General features: G+C 68.8%; 13 protein-coding genes. 10 read left to right on the forward strand and 3 right to left on the reverse strand.

Annotated features, from left to right (window positions below; all coding sequences use genetic code 11):
- Window positions 1-85 precede the first annotated feature (85 nt).
- From ABZ717_RS01275 to ABZ717_RS01310, 8 genes are all read left to right on the forward strand, one after another.
- Window positions 86-868 (forward strand): response regulator transcription factor, encoded by a 783-nt coding sequence (locus tag ABZ717_RS01275; protein ID WP_358503675.1) that lies wholly within the window; start codon window positions 86-88, stop codon window positions 866-868.
- A 257-nt stretch (window positions 869-1,125) separates the two neighbouring features.
- Window positions 1,126-2,160, forward strand: coding sequence for a hypothetical protein (locus ABZ717_RS01280; RefSeq protein ID WP_358503678.1), 1,035 nt, complete (start codon window positions 1,126-1,128; stop codon window positions 2,158-2,160).
- Window positions 2,161-2,241: 81 nt separating this feature from the next.
- A complete protein-coding gene (gene mshD, locus ABZ717_RS01285; RefSeq protein ID WP_358503681.1) occupies window positions 2,242-3,225 on the forward strand; it encodes a mycothiol synthase in 984 nt (327 codons plus the stop codon).
- A 268-nt stretch (window positions 3,226-3,493) separates the two neighbouring features.
- Window positions 3,494-4,459, forward strand: coding sequence for a phosphate ABC transporter permease subunit PstC (gene pstC, locus ABZ717_RS01290; RefSeq protein ID WP_358503684.1), 966 nt, complete (start codon window positions 3,494-3,496; stop codon window positions 4,457-4,459).
- Entirely contained in the window at window positions 4,456-5,538 is a 1,083-nt protein-coding gene (pstA, locus tag ABZ717_RS01295; protein ID WP_358503687.1) for a phosphate ABC transporter permease PstA, read from the forward strand. Before pstC ends, pstA begins: the two co-directional genes overlap by 4 nt.
- A 15-nt stretch (window positions 5,539-5,553) precedes the next feature.
- Window positions 5,554-6,333, forward strand: coding sequence for a phosphate ABC transporter ATP-binding protein PstB (gene pstB / locus ABZ717_RS01300; protein ID WP_358503690.1), 780 nt, complete (start codon window positions 5,554-5,556; stop codon window positions 6,331-6,333).
- Between the two features lie 31 nt (window positions 6,334-6,364).
- Window positions 6,365-7,330: a nucleoside hydrolase gene (locus ABZ717_RS01305; protein WP_358503693.1), complete on the forward strand. Its 966-nt coding sequence runs from the start codon at window positions 6,365-6,367 to the stop codon at window positions 7,328-7,330.
- Between the two features lie 114 nt (window positions 7,331-7,444).
- Window positions 7,445-8,449: a hypothetical protein gene (locus tag ABZ717_RS01310; RefSeq protein WP_358503695.1), complete on the forward strand. Its 1,005-nt coding sequence runs from the start codon at window positions 7,445-7,447 to the stop codon at window positions 8,447-8,449.
- A 78-nt stretch (window positions 8,450-8,527) separates the two neighbouring features.
- On the opposite strand, the gene ABZ717_RS01315 is transcribed toward ABZ717_RS01310, so the two are convergent.
- Both ABZ717_RS01315 and ABZ717_RS01320 read right to left on the reverse strand, forming a co-directional pair.
- Window positions 8,528-8,977: a GreA/GreB family elongation factor gene (locus ABZ717_RS01315; protein ID WP_358503698.1), complete on the reverse strand. Its 450-nt coding sequence runs from the start codon at window positions 8,975-8,977 to the stop codon at window positions 8,528-8,530.
- A gap of 75 nt (window positions 8,978-9,052) precedes the next feature.
- Window positions 9,053-10,321 carry an FAD-dependent oxidoreductase gene (locus tag ABZ717_RS01320; RefSeq protein ID WP_358503701.1) on the reverse strand — a complete coding sequence of 423 codons (1,269 nt, stop codon included), beginning with the start codon at window positions 10,319-10,321 and terminating at the stop codon, window positions 9,053-9,055.
- Between the two features lie 143 nt (window positions 10,322-10,464).
- On the opposite strand from ABZ717_RS01320, the gene ABZ717_RS01325 reads away from it, so the two are divergent.
- On the forward strand, window positions 10,465-12,027 hold the full coding sequence (locus ABZ717_RS01325; protein ID WP_358503704.1) for a helix-turn-helix domain-containing protein: 1,563 nt from the start codon (window positions 10,465-10,467) through the stop codon (window positions 12,025-12,027).
- Window positions 12,028-12,110: 83 nt separating this feature from the next.
- Here ABZ717_RS01325 and ABZ717_RS01330 read toward each other — a convergent pair whose 3' ends face one another.
- Window positions 12,111-12,728 (reverse strand): DUF47 family protein, encoded by a 618-nt coding sequence (locus tag ABZ717_RS01330; RefSeq protein WP_067600200.1) that lies wholly within the window; start codon window positions 12,726-12,728, stop codon window positions 12,111-12,113.
- A gap of 432 nt (window positions 12,729-13,160) precedes the next feature.
- Between ABZ717_RS01330 and ABZ717_RS01335 the strand changes: the two genes are divergently transcribed.
- On the forward strand, window positions 13,161-13,604 hold the full coding sequence (locus tag ABZ717_RS01335) for a sterol carrier family protein (RefSeq protein ID WP_358503708.1): 444 nt from the start codon (window positions 13,161-13,163) through the stop codon (window positions 13,602-13,604).
- Window positions 13,605-13,612: the final 8 nt, after the last annotated feature.

A 13,612-nucleotide genomic window follows, 5' to 3' on the forward strand; every position in this document is an offset into this window, starting at 1 on the left:
CGGAGGCGACGTATTCAACAAATCTCCACCGGGGGCAATGGCGCCTTCGATCGCCCGCCACGCGCGGGCCGACGAGAAGAGACGCATGAGCCATCTGCTGTTACTGACGAACTCGAACGAACCGTCCGACCACGTCCTGCCCGCTCTGGGCCTTCTCCTGCACTCGGTACGGGTCGCACCCGCCGAAGCCGGCGCCCTTCTCGCCTCGGGCGCCACCGGCGGATCCAGTGCCCCCGTCGACGCCATTCTCGTCGACGCCCGCACCGACCTCGCGTCGGCCCGTAACTTCTGCCGCCTGATCGACACCACCGGACTGAACTGTCCGCTGCTGGTCGTGCTCACCGAAGGGGGCGTCGCGGCGCTCACCCCGGACTGGCAGGTCGACGACTTCGTCCTGGCCGGCGCGGGCCCCGCCGAGGTCGAGGCACGCCTGCGGCTGGCGGTCGGCGCCGCCGAGGCCGTGAGCGAGGACCCGGACGAGATCCGCCGCGGTGACCTGGTCATCGACGAGGCCACCTACATCGCCCGGCTTCGCGGCCGAATCCTCGACCTCACCTTCAAGGAGTTCGAGCTGCTCAAGTTCCTGGCGCAGCACCCCGGCCGGGTGTTCACCAGGGCCCAACTGCTCCAGGAGGTGTGGGGTTACGACTACTTCGGCGGCACCCGCACCATCGACGTCCACGTGCGTCGGCTGCGCGCCAAGCTCGGCTCGGAGTACGAGTCGCTGATCGGCACCGTCCGAAACGTCGGCTACCGGTTCGTTCCGGATACGGCGAACCGGTCGGTCACGACGGCGGCGGTTCCGGACACCCCCGCCGAGGCCGCCGAGCTGTCCTCGGCCCGCTCCACGGAGCCCGGGGCCGGGTAGGACCCATCGTTCCTCGTCACCCCGGGGCGTCCGTGTTGGACCGTGGACGTCCCGGAATCGTGTCCGATACCGCTCACCTGGGCGAACGACGAACATTCGGGTCCCGGGGTAAATCGAATGCCAAGGGGGACTCGAACTGAGCGGACGCAGAGTTTAGGATCGGTGACGCACCCGGCGGGCCACGGCTGGCGCGGCGGAACCCCTGGGCGCGGATCGAGCCACACTGGCGCGCCATCGCAAGGAGTGAGATCGCCCCGATGCCCGTCCCCGCCGCGACGACCCCCTCGTGCCCCTCGTTCGTCCGAAGAACACCCGCGATGCTCGGTGCCGTCTTCGTCGGCTCCACCCTGGTCCTCACCGCGGCCCCCGCCGTGGCCGCGCCCGGTGACGTGCTGCTGACCTTCGACAAGCCGTCGGACTCGGTCGAACTGGGTGAGGTCCCCGAGGCCAACGCACTCGCGGTGACCAACAACGGTGATCTCACGGTGTGCCTGCTCGGGTTGGACATCGACGAGTCCGCGAGGTCCGTCTTCAGGGTGGACGGTTTCGTCGGGCGCGACGTGTCCGGCGGTACCGGCCTCGACGGCATCGGTGTCGTCTCCGGAGCCCCGCGTGAGACCACCGATGTCACCGCGACCCTGACCTACGCGCTCACCGACGAGGAAGGCGTGTGCGCCCAGGACGCACCCACCGAATCCTCCGCCGCCACCTGGTCGATCGAGGTCACCGAACCGGAGCCGAGCCCCACGCCGACCGAGGAACCCTCCGAGACTCCCACCGAGGAACCCTCGGAGACCCCCTCCGAGACTCCGACCGAGACCCCGTCACCCACGCCCACGAGCAGCCCGACCCGGACCCCGACCAGCTCCCCCACGGAAGGGAACGATGAGGAGTCCGCATCCTCCACCCCCTCGGACCGGGCCTCGAACACCCCGTCGAATCCGCGGACGACTCCGTCGACCACCCCCGACCGCACGCCGCCTCGGGGCGACGTGCCCACGAGTGGGGCGGACATCCCAGACCTGCCGCGTGGTGAGGCCGACCTGCCCGAGCTCCCACCGGGTTCGGCCGAGGACCTGGCCGAACTCCCGTTGGTGACACCCTCCTCCGACGACGAGGACACCGAGACCGAGATCGCCGCGGACCACAGCGACATGGGACCGTCGGTCACCCCGGCGATCCTGCTCGCCGCCTTCCTGCTGGCCCTGCTGCTCGCCGCCCCACTGGCGCCCACCCGCCGGGTCCGACTCGCGGTCGGCGGTGGCTACCAGGGCAGGCGCCGTAAGGGCTGAGGGCCCGGCGTACCGATCGAACCGGCCCACACCACGGGTGTCGCGCGCCCACGCGGCGAACAGGATCTAGGATTGCCGCTCATGAACACCCCGCTAGTCACCGACGATCTCGCCTCCGAGCTGACCGAACCCGTACTGGCCCTGGCCGAAGCGGCCCGTGCCGTGGACGGCGTCGCTCCCCTGTCCGAGCACACCGTGCTCAGGGTCAGACACGGGGCACCCGCCGGCAGCAGCCGTTTCCACGTACTCCGCGGCGCCGACCCGACCGGACCGATCATCGGCTTCGCCTTCATCGAACGTGTCGAGGACGAACCCGACTCCGGTGAGGTCGTCGTCCACCCCGAGCACCGAGGTCAGGGGCTCGGGACGGCCCTGCTGCGCTCGGTCCGCGAGGACGCCGGGCCGCGCGGGGTACGGGTCTGGGCCCATGGACGCACCAAGGGAGCGGTCTCGGTGGCGGAGGCGGCCGGTTGGGAGCCGGCGCGTGAACTCCACAAGATGCGGATGCCGCTGCGCGACCTGGGCCCGGAGGTGTCGGGCGGCCCGTGGACGGCGCCCGAACTCCCCGAACCCGGACTGCGTCCCGAGGTCGCCGAGAAGGTGCGGATCCGCCCCTTCGTGGTCGGACAGGACGAGCAGGCCTGGTTGGACGCGAACGCTCGGGCCTTCGCCGACCACCCCGAGCAGGGCTCCCTGACCCTGGACGACCTGCTGCAGCGTGAGATCGAGGACTGGTTCGACCCGCGGGGCTTCTTCGTGGCGGCCACCACCAGCGGTGACATCGCCGCCTACCACTGGACCAAGACCCACGCCGACGGGGCGGGGCTCAGCGACGACGAGAGCGTCGGCGAGGTGTACGTCGTGGGCGTGGATCCGGCGTGGCAGGGCACCGGCCTGGGCCGCGCCCTGACCCTGGCCGGGCTACGGCACCTGCGTGACGCCGGGCTGCCCTGGGTCCACCTGTACGTGGACGGCGACAACGAGGCCGCCGTGCGCCTGTACGAGAGCCTCGGTTTCTCCATGTGGGACACCGACGTCATGTACGCGCCCGCGCAGCAGGGCTGATCACGGCCCGAACGCCCCGCCGGGGAACGGATTCCGTCAAGTGTGACGCGTCACATTAACCGGTCGAACCCCTTACCGCCACAGGTGTGCGATGCGGCGTTCATGTTCCGTTCACCTTCCCTGGGACAACTGGTCACCTCTGGGGCTTACCTTCACATTCGGTGCGGCATGCGCCTGTGTCGAGTCCCCGACTCGGCCATGCCCGTATCGGTGTGACCGAGGAACCCGAGAGACCGGCCCAACTCACCATTCCCGAACCGGAGAATCCATGACGACCACGGACGCGCCCAAGGCGGCACCACCGCCCCGGGGCAAGCGCCGGATCGGCGATGCCGTCTTCGCCGGACTCGCGCGAGGGTCGGGTCTGCTGATCCTGGCGATCCTCGCCGGTGTGGCGGCCTTCCTGGTGATCCAGGCCTGGCCGTCGTTGTTGGCCAACACCTCGAACTTCCTGACCGACCAGTCGTGGGACGCCAACACCAGGGAGGATCCCTCCTTCGGTGTGGCCGCTCTGGCCTTCGGTACCGTTCTGGCCGCCTCCATCGCGCTGTTGCTGGCCACCCCGGTCGCCATCGGCATCGCGTTGTTCATCGTCTACTACGCGCCGCGGAAGCTCGCCGCCACGCTCGGCTACCTCGTCGATCTGCTCGCCGCGATCCCCAGCGTGGTCTACGGACTCTGGGGCATGATGGTGCTCGCCCCACAGCTGGTCCCCGTGTACGAGGGCATGACCCACTACCTGGGTTGGATCCCGCTGTTCGCCGGACCCTCCTCCACCTCCGGCCGCACCCTGCTCACCGCGAGCGTCGTCCTCGCGGTCATGATCCTGCCGATCATCACGGCGATGTCCCGCGACGTGTTCCACCAGGTCCCACAGGGCCACCGTGAGGCCGCGCTCGCCATGGGCGCCACCCGGTGGGAGATGATCCGCCTGGCCGTGCTGCCCTTCGGCAAGTCCGGCATCGTCGGTGGCGCCATGCTCGGCCTGGGCCGGGCGCTGGGCGAGACCATGGCCGTCGCCATGATCCTCTCCCCGGCCCTGGCGATCTCCTTCAACCTGCTGCAGAGCGGCAACCAGACCATCGCCGCGCACATCGCGCTCCAGTACCCCGAGGCCACCGGTTACGGGGTCTCCGCGCTGATCGCCGCCGGTCTGGTGCTGTTCGCCATCACTCTCGCAGTCAACATGGGCGCCCGCTACGTCGTGGCACGGGGCAACAAGGAGTCCGCATGAGCACGACGACCACGCAGCCTCACGCCCCCGGACCCGAGTCCGGCGCCAAGTCCGACCTTCGCGCGGGCACCCTGCCCCGCCACTTCCCGCTCGGTCTGCTGGTCGGCTGTGGCGTGGTGGTCGCCGGTGTCCTGGCCGCGTTCTCGTCCTTCGGTCTGATCACCTGGGCGTTGCTCACCGCGGTGGCCTACTCGGTCATCATCGTGACCGCCTCCAACCGTGTGGAGGGCGGTCGCAAGGCCAAGGACCGCATGGTCACGTCCATCGTCTACGGCTGCTTCCTGCTGGCCATGGCGCCGCTGGTGTCACTGCTGTACACCGTCGTCGGATACGGCCTGGACCGTTTCAGTCCGTACTTCCTGACCGTGTCGATGAACGGCGTCCTGCCGAGCATGGACGCGGGCGGTGTCTATCACGCCATCGTCGGCACCCTGGCCATCACCGGCATGGCCACCCTGCTGTCCGTGCCGATCGGTGTGCTCACCGCCGTCTACCTGGTCGAGTACGCCCAGGGCCGGATCAAGAAGGTCATCACGTTCTTCGTGGACGTCATGACCGGCATCCCCTCGATCGTCGCCGGTCTGTTCGTGGTGGCGCTGTGGATGATGCTCTTCGGCCCGGGCCACACCAACGGCGCGGCGGGCGCGCTATCGCTGACCGTGCTGATGATCCCGGTCGTGGTCCGATCCAGTGAGGAGATGCTGCGGCTGGTCTCCCGGGACCTGCGTGAGGCCTCCTACGCCCTGGGCGTGCCCAAGTGGCGCACGATCACCAAGATCGTGCTCCCCACCTCCGCCGCCGGACTGACCACCGGAATCATGCTGGCCATCGCGCGCGTTATCGGTGAGACCGCGCCCTTGGTCCTCACCGCGGGCTCGTCGGCGGTCTCCATCAACTGGGACCTGTTCGACGGACAGATGATGAACCTGCCCGTGTTCATCTACTCGCAGTTCCGCATGGGTGGGGCCGTCAACTACGAGAGGGCCTGGGCCGCGGCGCTGACGCTCGTTCTGATCGTCATGCTGCTGTTCATCCTGGCCCGCGTGATCGGCCGCCTCTTCTCACCCAAGACCCGCTAACACGAGGAACATCCTGTGGCGAAACGAATCGACGTCTCCGGACTACACGTCTACTACGGCGACTTCCTCGCGGTCGAGGACGTGTCCATGACCATCGAGCCGCGATCGGTGACGGCCTTCATCGGCTCCTCCGGCTGTGGCAAGTCGACCTTCCTGCGTACACTCAACCGGATGCACGAGGTCACCCCCGGCGCCCGCGCCGAGGGCAAGGTGCTCCTGGACGACATGGACATCTACGGGCCCGACGTGGACCCGGTGCTGGTCCGCAGCGAGATCGGCATGGTGTTCCAGAAGGCCAACCCCTTCCCCACGATGTCGATCTACGACAACGTGATCGCCGGGGCCCGCCTGAACAACAAGCGGATGAGCAAGTCCGAGGCGGACGACCTGGTGGAGGAGTCGCTGCGCGGCGCCAACCTCTGGAACGAGGTCAAGGACCGGCTGGACAAGCCCGGCGCCGGTCTCTCCGGCGGTCAGCAGCAGCGCCTGTGCATCGCGCGCGCCACGGCCGTCAAGCCGTCCGTGCTCCTGATGGACGAGCCGTGCTCGGCCCTGGACCCGATCTCGACGCTGGCGATCGAGGACCTCATTCACAACATGAAGGAGGACTACACGATCGTGATCGTCACCCACAACATGCAGCAGGCCGCGCGTGTGTCCGACCGGACCGCCTTCTTCAACCTCACGGCGCCCGGCAAGCCCGGCAAGCTGATCGAGATGGGCGAGACCAACCAGATCTTCACCCGTCCCGAGAAGAAGGACACCGAGAACTACATCACCGGCCGCTTCGGCTAGCGGGACCGGCCCGACCCGTGGAAGGACCCCCATGGCCACTCCGTTGATCATCGACACCGACACCGCGCAGGACGACTGTGTGGCGTTGTTGGTCGGGCTGCTCGACCCCGAGGCGGATCTGCGGGCGATCACCATGGTCGCCGGGAACGTCGGGTTCGAACGGCAGGTGCGCAACGCGTTCTTGACCTTGGACGTGGCCGGGCGACTCGGCGAGGTGCCCGTGTACCTGGGGTGTCGTGGGCCGTTGGTGCGCGAGTGGGTGAGCGCGGAGAACGTGCACGGTGACGGGTCCGGTGGGCTGGACATGGACGTCTCCGGCCTGGTCACCGAGTCCGAGCACGCCGTGGACACCTTGGTCCGGATGGCGGCGGAGAACCCCGGTGAGCTGTCGATCGTGGCGATCGGTCCGCTCACCAACATCGCCATGGCGTTGGTGAAGGACCCCTCCTTCGTCGACAACGTGAAGTCGTTGTACGTCATGGGTGGTTCCAACAACGGTCGGGGTAACATCACGGCCGCCGCCGAGTTCAACTTCTACGTGGATCCCGAGGCGGCCAAGTCCGTGTTCTCCGCGGGATTCGACGTCACCGTGGTGCCCTGGGACCCGCTGACCCTGCGTCGGGCGGTGTTCGACCAGGAGCGGTTGGATCGGATCGCCGCCCTGGGCACCCCACTCGCGTCCTTCTTCACCCGGGTGTGCGCGGCCACCCTGGAGTTCGACCGCACGGTGGGCATCGAGGGCACCACGCACCCCGACTCCCTGACCGCGGCGCTCCTGCTGCATCCCGAACTGGTCCGGAAGGTCTCGCCCTACCACGTCGACGTGGAGACCGCCGGGGAGCTGACCCGCGGCTACTCGGCGATGTCCTGGGGCGTGCACGGGCTGGAGCCCAACGCCCGGGTCGTCGAGGACATCGACCCCGAGGCCTTCTATGAGTACCTGGTCGCGTTGTTGTCCCACCCCACCGAACCGAATCGTCCGATCCGGGGCCTGTGATCCAGCCGAGCCGATTCGGTTGCTCGGCCGACGATTTTCGTCCAGACCTGGCCATTTGACCCGTTTATGGTGCTTTAAAGCCTAGTGTCCCCTTCACTGAAGGGAGGGGATCCCATGCGAATCGCCATGACGGCCCCTGCGGCAGCGGTCCTGCTCACCGTCTCCGTAGGTGCCTGCGGCTCGGAACCCGCCACGACCTCCGGTGACGAGCAACGGACCACGGAGTCCCCCGGTGAGGAAGACTCCGGAGACGGAGACGGAGACGGCAGCGGGGCCGGCGGGGGCTCCGGAGGTTCAGGTGGAGACGGCGGCTCGGGCGGTTCCGGAGGCGACGGAGGCCGAGGTGGTCAGCCTGGGGAACCCTCCGCCGAGGAGGAGATCGACCCCCCACAGGAGGACGAAAGCGAGGGCGAGTCGACCGATGGGCCCGTCATGTTGGCCCTCGGAGCGAGCCACCGCTTCGAGGACGGTTTCACGGTGACCATGAGTTCGGTGGAGCGTCTGACCGAACCGGCGCCGGATCGCTCCGATACCTCCGCCGACGACGTCCCCTCAGAGGATGAACCTCTCGACGAGGATCCTGTTGAGGAAACGACCGAGGACGACGCCTTGGAGGAGGCCCCCGAAGAGGAACCCACCGAGGCACCCGCCGACGAACCGACCGTGGAGAACGAAGAGTCCGAGGAAGAACTCCTCGGGGAGGAACCCACCGACGATCCGGTGGACGAGGAGACGGTTGAGGAGACGGCTGAGGAGACCGACGAGCCGATCAGCGAGGAACCCGTGGACGAAGAGCCCACGGAGGAGGAATCCGAGGAAGAGGGCGATGACTACTACGCCTGGAGCGTGGAGATCACCAACGGAACCGGGGAGGACCGGCACACCGGCTCGGTCCTCACGAGCTGTTCGGTGGGAAGCCCGCTGACGGAGTCCTCCGCACCTCTTCTCGGCGCGGCCCTCGAACCGCCCATGGTCCTGTCCACGGACGAGACCGGGAGCTGGGACGAGGACTGCTGGGCCGACGAGGACGACCCGACACTCCAGTGGACCCTGGAGTTCATCGACGAACAGGGCCGGAGTCTCTACCCTCCCCTGATCTTCGAGGGCCGGGTGGATTGAGGAAGCGCACGGACCGACCCGGGTGAAGGAATGGAGGCGGTCTCCGTCGGGCCGCCCTCGGCGGGCGGCCCTATCGGGTCAGGCGCTGTAGGGAACGGCCTCGACGAGGGTGACGCTCACGGTCTTGCCGCTGGGGACCTTGTAGGAGCGCTGCTCCCCGCGGGCGGCGCCCATCAGGGCCTGGCCCAGGGGTGAGCTCGGCGAGTAGACGCTCATCGCCTCCCCGGACACACCCTCGCGGGCGCCGAGCAGGAAGGTCTCCGTGTCGGGGTCGTCCGCGTAACGGATGGTCAGGACCATGCCGGGCTCGGCGACACCGTCGTCCGGCGGGGCCTGACCGATGACGGCGTCCCGGATGAGCTCCTCGATCTTGTGGATGCGCGACTCACGGGCGTCGGGGCCCTCCACGAGGTGGATCCCCAAGCTCTCGGCCTCGGCGGGTTCCGCCGTGCCTTGGAGGACCGCCAGCTCCACGGTGAGCCGACGGTGGGCGTCCGGAGTGATCCAGACGCGACTGTCGTTGGACATCGTGTTTCTCCCTTTGGAAGAGGAAGGGCGCCCGGCCGACGATTCGGCGGGGCGCCCGGTGGACGTGATGGTCGTTCACCGGAGTGGATCGAAGGGGCGTAGTGCCTCGGGCGGATTGCCCGTGGCGACCGCTCGGGCCAACATGCGGCCGGTGGCCGGGCCCTGGGTGAATCCCCACATGCCGTGTCCGCCGGCCACGTACAGGCCGGGGATACGCGTCTCACCGATGATCGGGAGACCGTCCGCGGTGACCGGGCGCGACCCCACCCATTCGTCGGTGCGACCGGCCAGGTCGACCCCGGCCAGGTATGGTTCCGCCGATGAGGCGATCGCCGAGATGCGTCCCTCCGACATCGGGGCCTCGATGTCGCGGAACTCCATGGTTCCGGCGACCCTGAGTCCCTCCGCCAGTGGCGTACAGGCGACTCTGGCCTCCGGCAGGTAGAGCGGCCCGGGCACCGGTGTGTCGGTCGGCACGGTGAAGCTGTATCCGCGACCGGCCCGCAGTGGGACGGTGACGCCCCAGGGGCGGCCCTGACGGCCGAGCCAGGCGCCGGTGGCGACCACCACGGCGTCCGCCGTCTCGGTCTCGCCATGGGCGGAGCGGAGACGGAAACCGTCCCGGCTCGTCTCCACCCCGGTGACCCGGAACCCCTCGACGATGCTGCCCCCGCGGGAGCGCACGGCGTCGGCGAGCGCGTGGGTGAACAGACCCGGGTGAACGTGCCGTTGGTCGTTGATCCGGACGCCGGCGCGGACACTGTTCGAGACGAACGGGCTCTGTGCCCGGACGGCCTCCTGGTCCAGCGCCGTGTAGGACAAGGGGAGCCCCGAGGCCCGCATCTGGTCCAGCTCCATGAGGAGGTGGACGGCTTGCCTCTCGCTACTGAACAGCGCGGTGACCGGCGCGTCCTCGACCTTGGGCCCGTCCTGCATGCCCACGCCCGCCTCGACGAGTTCGGTGAAGGCGTCCAGGCTCACGGAGCTGAGCGGGGCGTTGCCGGTCAGCGCCCGCTCCCAGGTGGAGCGGCGGCTGTTGAACGCGAAGGAGGCCAGGAAGCCGAGCAGTCCGGTGTCGGTGGTCGGCGGGATGGACAGCGGGGACTTCGGGTCCAGGACCGCGCGCACCCCGTGGCCGAAGACCGACGGGTCGTTCAGCGGAATGGTCAGCCCGGGCGCGATCCAGCCGGCGTTCCCCCACGAGGCACCGGAAGAGACCGTATCTCGCTCGACCACCGTGACCCCGACCCCGTACCGCTGGAGAAACCAAGCGGTCGACAGGCCCACGATCCCAGCGCCGACGACGATGACGGTACGCGGAACATCCGCGCCCTTCCCGGCCATGGCCTCTCCCTGTGCACGACGACAAGAGGGCGCGGTTCGCCCTCTGTTACCAAAGTGTGCCCTGGAACCTTGAGCCGCCCTTTGTCCGACACGCACAATCTCGACCTACGCTGAAGTCAGTTCGGAACAACGGAGGGGGCGCTGTGGTCCTTTTGGACCGGTTGGTCACCATCCTCGGCACCTATGGAACCAGGTTGGTCGGGTCGCGCCCCGCCCCGGGCACTGTTCTACGCGGGGTGGCCCTCCATGACCCCGGTTCACCCGGCCGAGAGGAGGGGGACATCCTCCTGGCGGTGGGCGTGGACGACCCCTCGCTCGCGGTGGAGCTGGCCGAGCGCGCCGGTGCCGTGGCGGTGCTGGTGCGCCCCTCTGAGTCCGTCGAGGACCACGGAAGGGCCGAGGCCGCCGCGAACGCCCGCGAGCGGGGCGTGGCCCTGTTGGTCGTGGACTCGTCGGTGTCCTGGGGACAGGTGGCCGGCGTGGTCTACGGGCTGGTGTTGGAGGGCGGCGAGACCGAGGCGGGGCGCGGACCGGCGGACCTGCCCGCGCTCGCGGACACCATCTCGGAGCGGGTGGACGGGCCGGTGACCATCGAGGACCCGCGTTATCGCCTCCTGGCCTACTCGCAGCGGCAGACGGATGCGGACCGGGCCCGGTTGGACACCATCCTGGGGCGGCGGGTGCCGGACGAGCTCCAACGCCACATGGAACGCACGGGGGTGACCGCGCACCTGGTGTCCTCCTCCGAGCCGCTCCACCTGCCCCCGGAACCGGCTCTGGGCCTGGGTGGACGGACCACGGTGGCCGTTCGTGTGGGTCGCGAGTTCCTCGGCTCCCTGTGGGTCGTGTGCGATCGACCACTGGGGGAGGAACGCTCGGCGCTGCTGGCCGAGGGGGCCCGAACCGTGGCCCTGCACATGCTGCGCACCAGGGTGAGCGCGGATCTGGAACGGCAGGTGGAGTCCGATCTGGTGAGCCGTCTGCTGGAAGGCGCCATGGATCCCACGGAGGCGGCGGGAAGGCTGGGTTTGGCCGCGACGGCGCATCGGGTGGTGGCGTTACAGGCGCACACCCCCGAAGAGCGCCACTCCGCCACCCTGATGACGTTCGAGCGGGCCACCACCGGGTTCGGCTGGTCCCGTCCCGGCCGGAGCACGGTGTTCGGCAGCACCGTGTACACCGTGTTGCCGTGCGGAACCGATCCGGCGACCGCCCGTGAGTGGCTGAACTCGACCACGAGAGGTTTGCCCTCACACGTGACGGTGAACGCCGGCATCGGTGGCCCGGCGGATCTGGCGAGGTTGCCGTCCAGCCGTCGTGAGGCCGACGAGAGCCTCGCGCTGCACGCCTCCCGGCCCGCCGACGTGGATCGCCCGGTACCGGCCTACGACGAGTCCTGGGACGAGGTGTTGGTGCACCGGCTGCGCATGGCGTCGTTGTCCGGGCGCCGGCCCGCCGACGGTCCGGTCGCCGATCTCGTCGCGCACGACGCCGAGCACGGCACCCGGTACACGGAGACGTTGCGCGCCTGGTTGGGCGCCTTGGGCGACCCGAACGAGGCCGCCGGGGAACTCGGGGTGCACCCGAACACGGTCCGGCACCGGATGCGCAGGATGGCGGGGGTCGCCTCGTTGGCCCTGGACAGCCCCCGCGCCCGGTTGGCGCTGGCCATCACCCTTGAGGCCTACACGGAACCTCCCACCTGAGCGCCGGGGGTTCCCGTTCGGGCGCCGTCATGCCCTGCTTCTCGGGGCGCCCGAACACGCTCCGGAGGAGCCGAAGAATACGATCAGCCGTTCTTGACGACGATGGTCTCCACTGTGTTGGCGACGTGCTCGAAGGCGTCGGCGGCGGTCTCCAACTCCTCGATCACGTCCTTGAGCTTGAGCACGGTGAGGGCGTCGTACTCACCGCTGAAGAGCTTGGCGAGGAGCTTGCGGTAGATCCGATCGGCCTGGTTCTCCAGCTGGTTGATCTCGATCCAGTAACGGGTCAGGTCCTTCATCGTCCGCAGCCGCGGCATCGCCTCGGCGGTGAGTTCGGCGGCTCGTTCGAGCACCTCGATCTGGTCGATGATGCCCTTGGGGAGGCGTTCGAGGCCGTAGAGCCCGATGAGGTCGACGGCGGCCTCCATCGAGTCCATGACGTCATCGAGGTTGGAGGCGAGTCGGTAGATGTCCTCGCGGTGGAGCGGAGGTGCCGAACTCTTGTTGAGCCGTCGCATGATGGCGTGGGTGGCGTCATCGCCGGCGTGCTCACAGGCACGCATCTTCTCGGTGATGGCTTCCCGGTCGGCCCCGTCGCTCATCAGTTCCACCAGCAGGCGGGCCCCGATGACCAGGTTGTTCGCCGAGTCGGTGAACATCTCGTAGTAACTGTCATCACGCGGGCGCAAGCGCAGGCGCACGTCGTTCTCCCGATGGTGCGGTGGTCTTCCTTGGTGGATGTTAAGTGCGTTGATCAGCTACTTCAGCGCGACAGCGTGGGACTCGTCCGGGCTGGACCCTATATGGGGGAGGCGGGTCCGGCTCGGGTCACCCCTCGTTCATCTGCCTGTGTCGGTGCGAGGAACGCCATGGGACATGGGTTCCTTCGCAATCCTCCCAATCTCAACGACACCGGGACGCATCGGGACGCTACCGCGTCCAGGCTCCCGCCGGCCAGCCGTGCGTTGAGACAGGAATCACCTGGAAATGTGGAGATGGGACCACATCCCTCCCCCTTCGCCTTCGATGTCCACCTTGGAGGCAACCCCTCGACATGACAAGTGCCCCCCTGGTTCACCGGGGCGATGAGCGAGCGATCCGAATATCGGTCCTTACCCCCGTAGGCTTCGGGCATGCCTTCCGCGCTCACCCCGAGTTCCGTGCGGCGCCTGCGCGCCACCTTGGACGAACAACTCGCCGTCCTGGGCGAACCCGCCTTCCCCGGTTCGGACGAGGAGGCCGTGGCCACGTCCGCGCGGTTGGCCCTACGGCTGGAGGATCCGCCGAGGGCGCTGCTCAAGGCCGCCGTACGGTGCAGCCTGGCGGTGTTGGCCGACCGAATCCCGGGACACAGCCTGGAGGTGCGGGTGCCGCCCTACGGGGCCGTGCAGGTGATCCAGGGCCCCAGGCACACCCGTGGCACCCCGCCCGGCGTGGTCGAGACCGACCCGCTCACCTGGCTGCGGTTGGCCCTGGGCCGGGTCGATTGGGAGGGTGCGGTCGACGGTCACGACGTGCGCGCCGGCGGAGTACGTTCCGACCTGTCCGGACACCTGCCCCTATGGACGGACGAATAGGGACGTTC

It is taken from the genome of Nocardiopsis sp. NPDC006832 (assembly GCF_040635885.1).
Taxonomy (GTDB): domain Bacteria; phylum Actinomycetota; class Actinomycetes; order Streptosporangiales; family Streptosporangiaceae; genus Nocardiopsis.

Excerpts from the sequence above, each read along its gene's own strand:
- ABZ717_RS01275 (WP_358503675.1), top strand. The coding sequence starts at position 86 with ATGAGCCATCTGCTGTTACTGACGAACTCGAACGAACCGTCCGACCAC.
- ABZ717_RS01280 (WP_358503678.1), top strand. The coding sequence starts at position 1,126 with ATGCCCGTCCCCGCCGCGACGACCCCCTCGTGCCCCTCGTTCGTCCGA.
- mshD (WP_358503681.1), top strand. The coding sequence starts at position 2,242 with ATGAACACCCCGCTAGTCACCGACGATCTCGCCTCCGAGCTGACCGAA.
- pstC (WP_358503684.1), top strand. The coding sequence starts at position 3,494 with ATGACGACCACGGACGCGCCCAAGGCGGCACCACCGCCCCGGGGCAAG.
- pstA (WP_358503687.1), top strand. The coding sequence starts at position 4,456 with ATGAGCACGACGACCACGCAGCCTCACGCCCCCGGACCCGAGTCCGGC.
- ABZ717_RS01305 (WP_358503693.1), top strand. The coding sequence starts at position 6,365 with ATGGCCACTCCGTTGATCATCGACACCGACACCGCGCAGGACGACTGT.
- ABZ717_RS01310 (WP_358503695.1), top strand. The coding sequence starts at position 7,445 with ATGCGAATCGCCATGACGGCCCCTGCGGCAGCGGTCCTGCTCACCGTC.
- ABZ717_RS01315 (WP_358503698.1), bottom strand. The coding sequence starts at position 8,977 with ATGTCCAACGACAGTCGCGTCTGGATCACTCCGGACGCCCACCGTCGG.
- ABZ717_RS01320 (WP_358503701.1), bottom strand. The coding sequence starts at position 10,321 with ATGGCCGGGAAGGGCGCGGATGTTCCGCGTACCGTCATCGTCGTCGGC.
- ABZ717_RS01335 (WP_358503708.1), top strand. The coding sequence starts at position 13,161 with ATGCCTTCCGCGCTCACCCCGAGTTCCGTGCGGCGCCTGCGCGCCACC.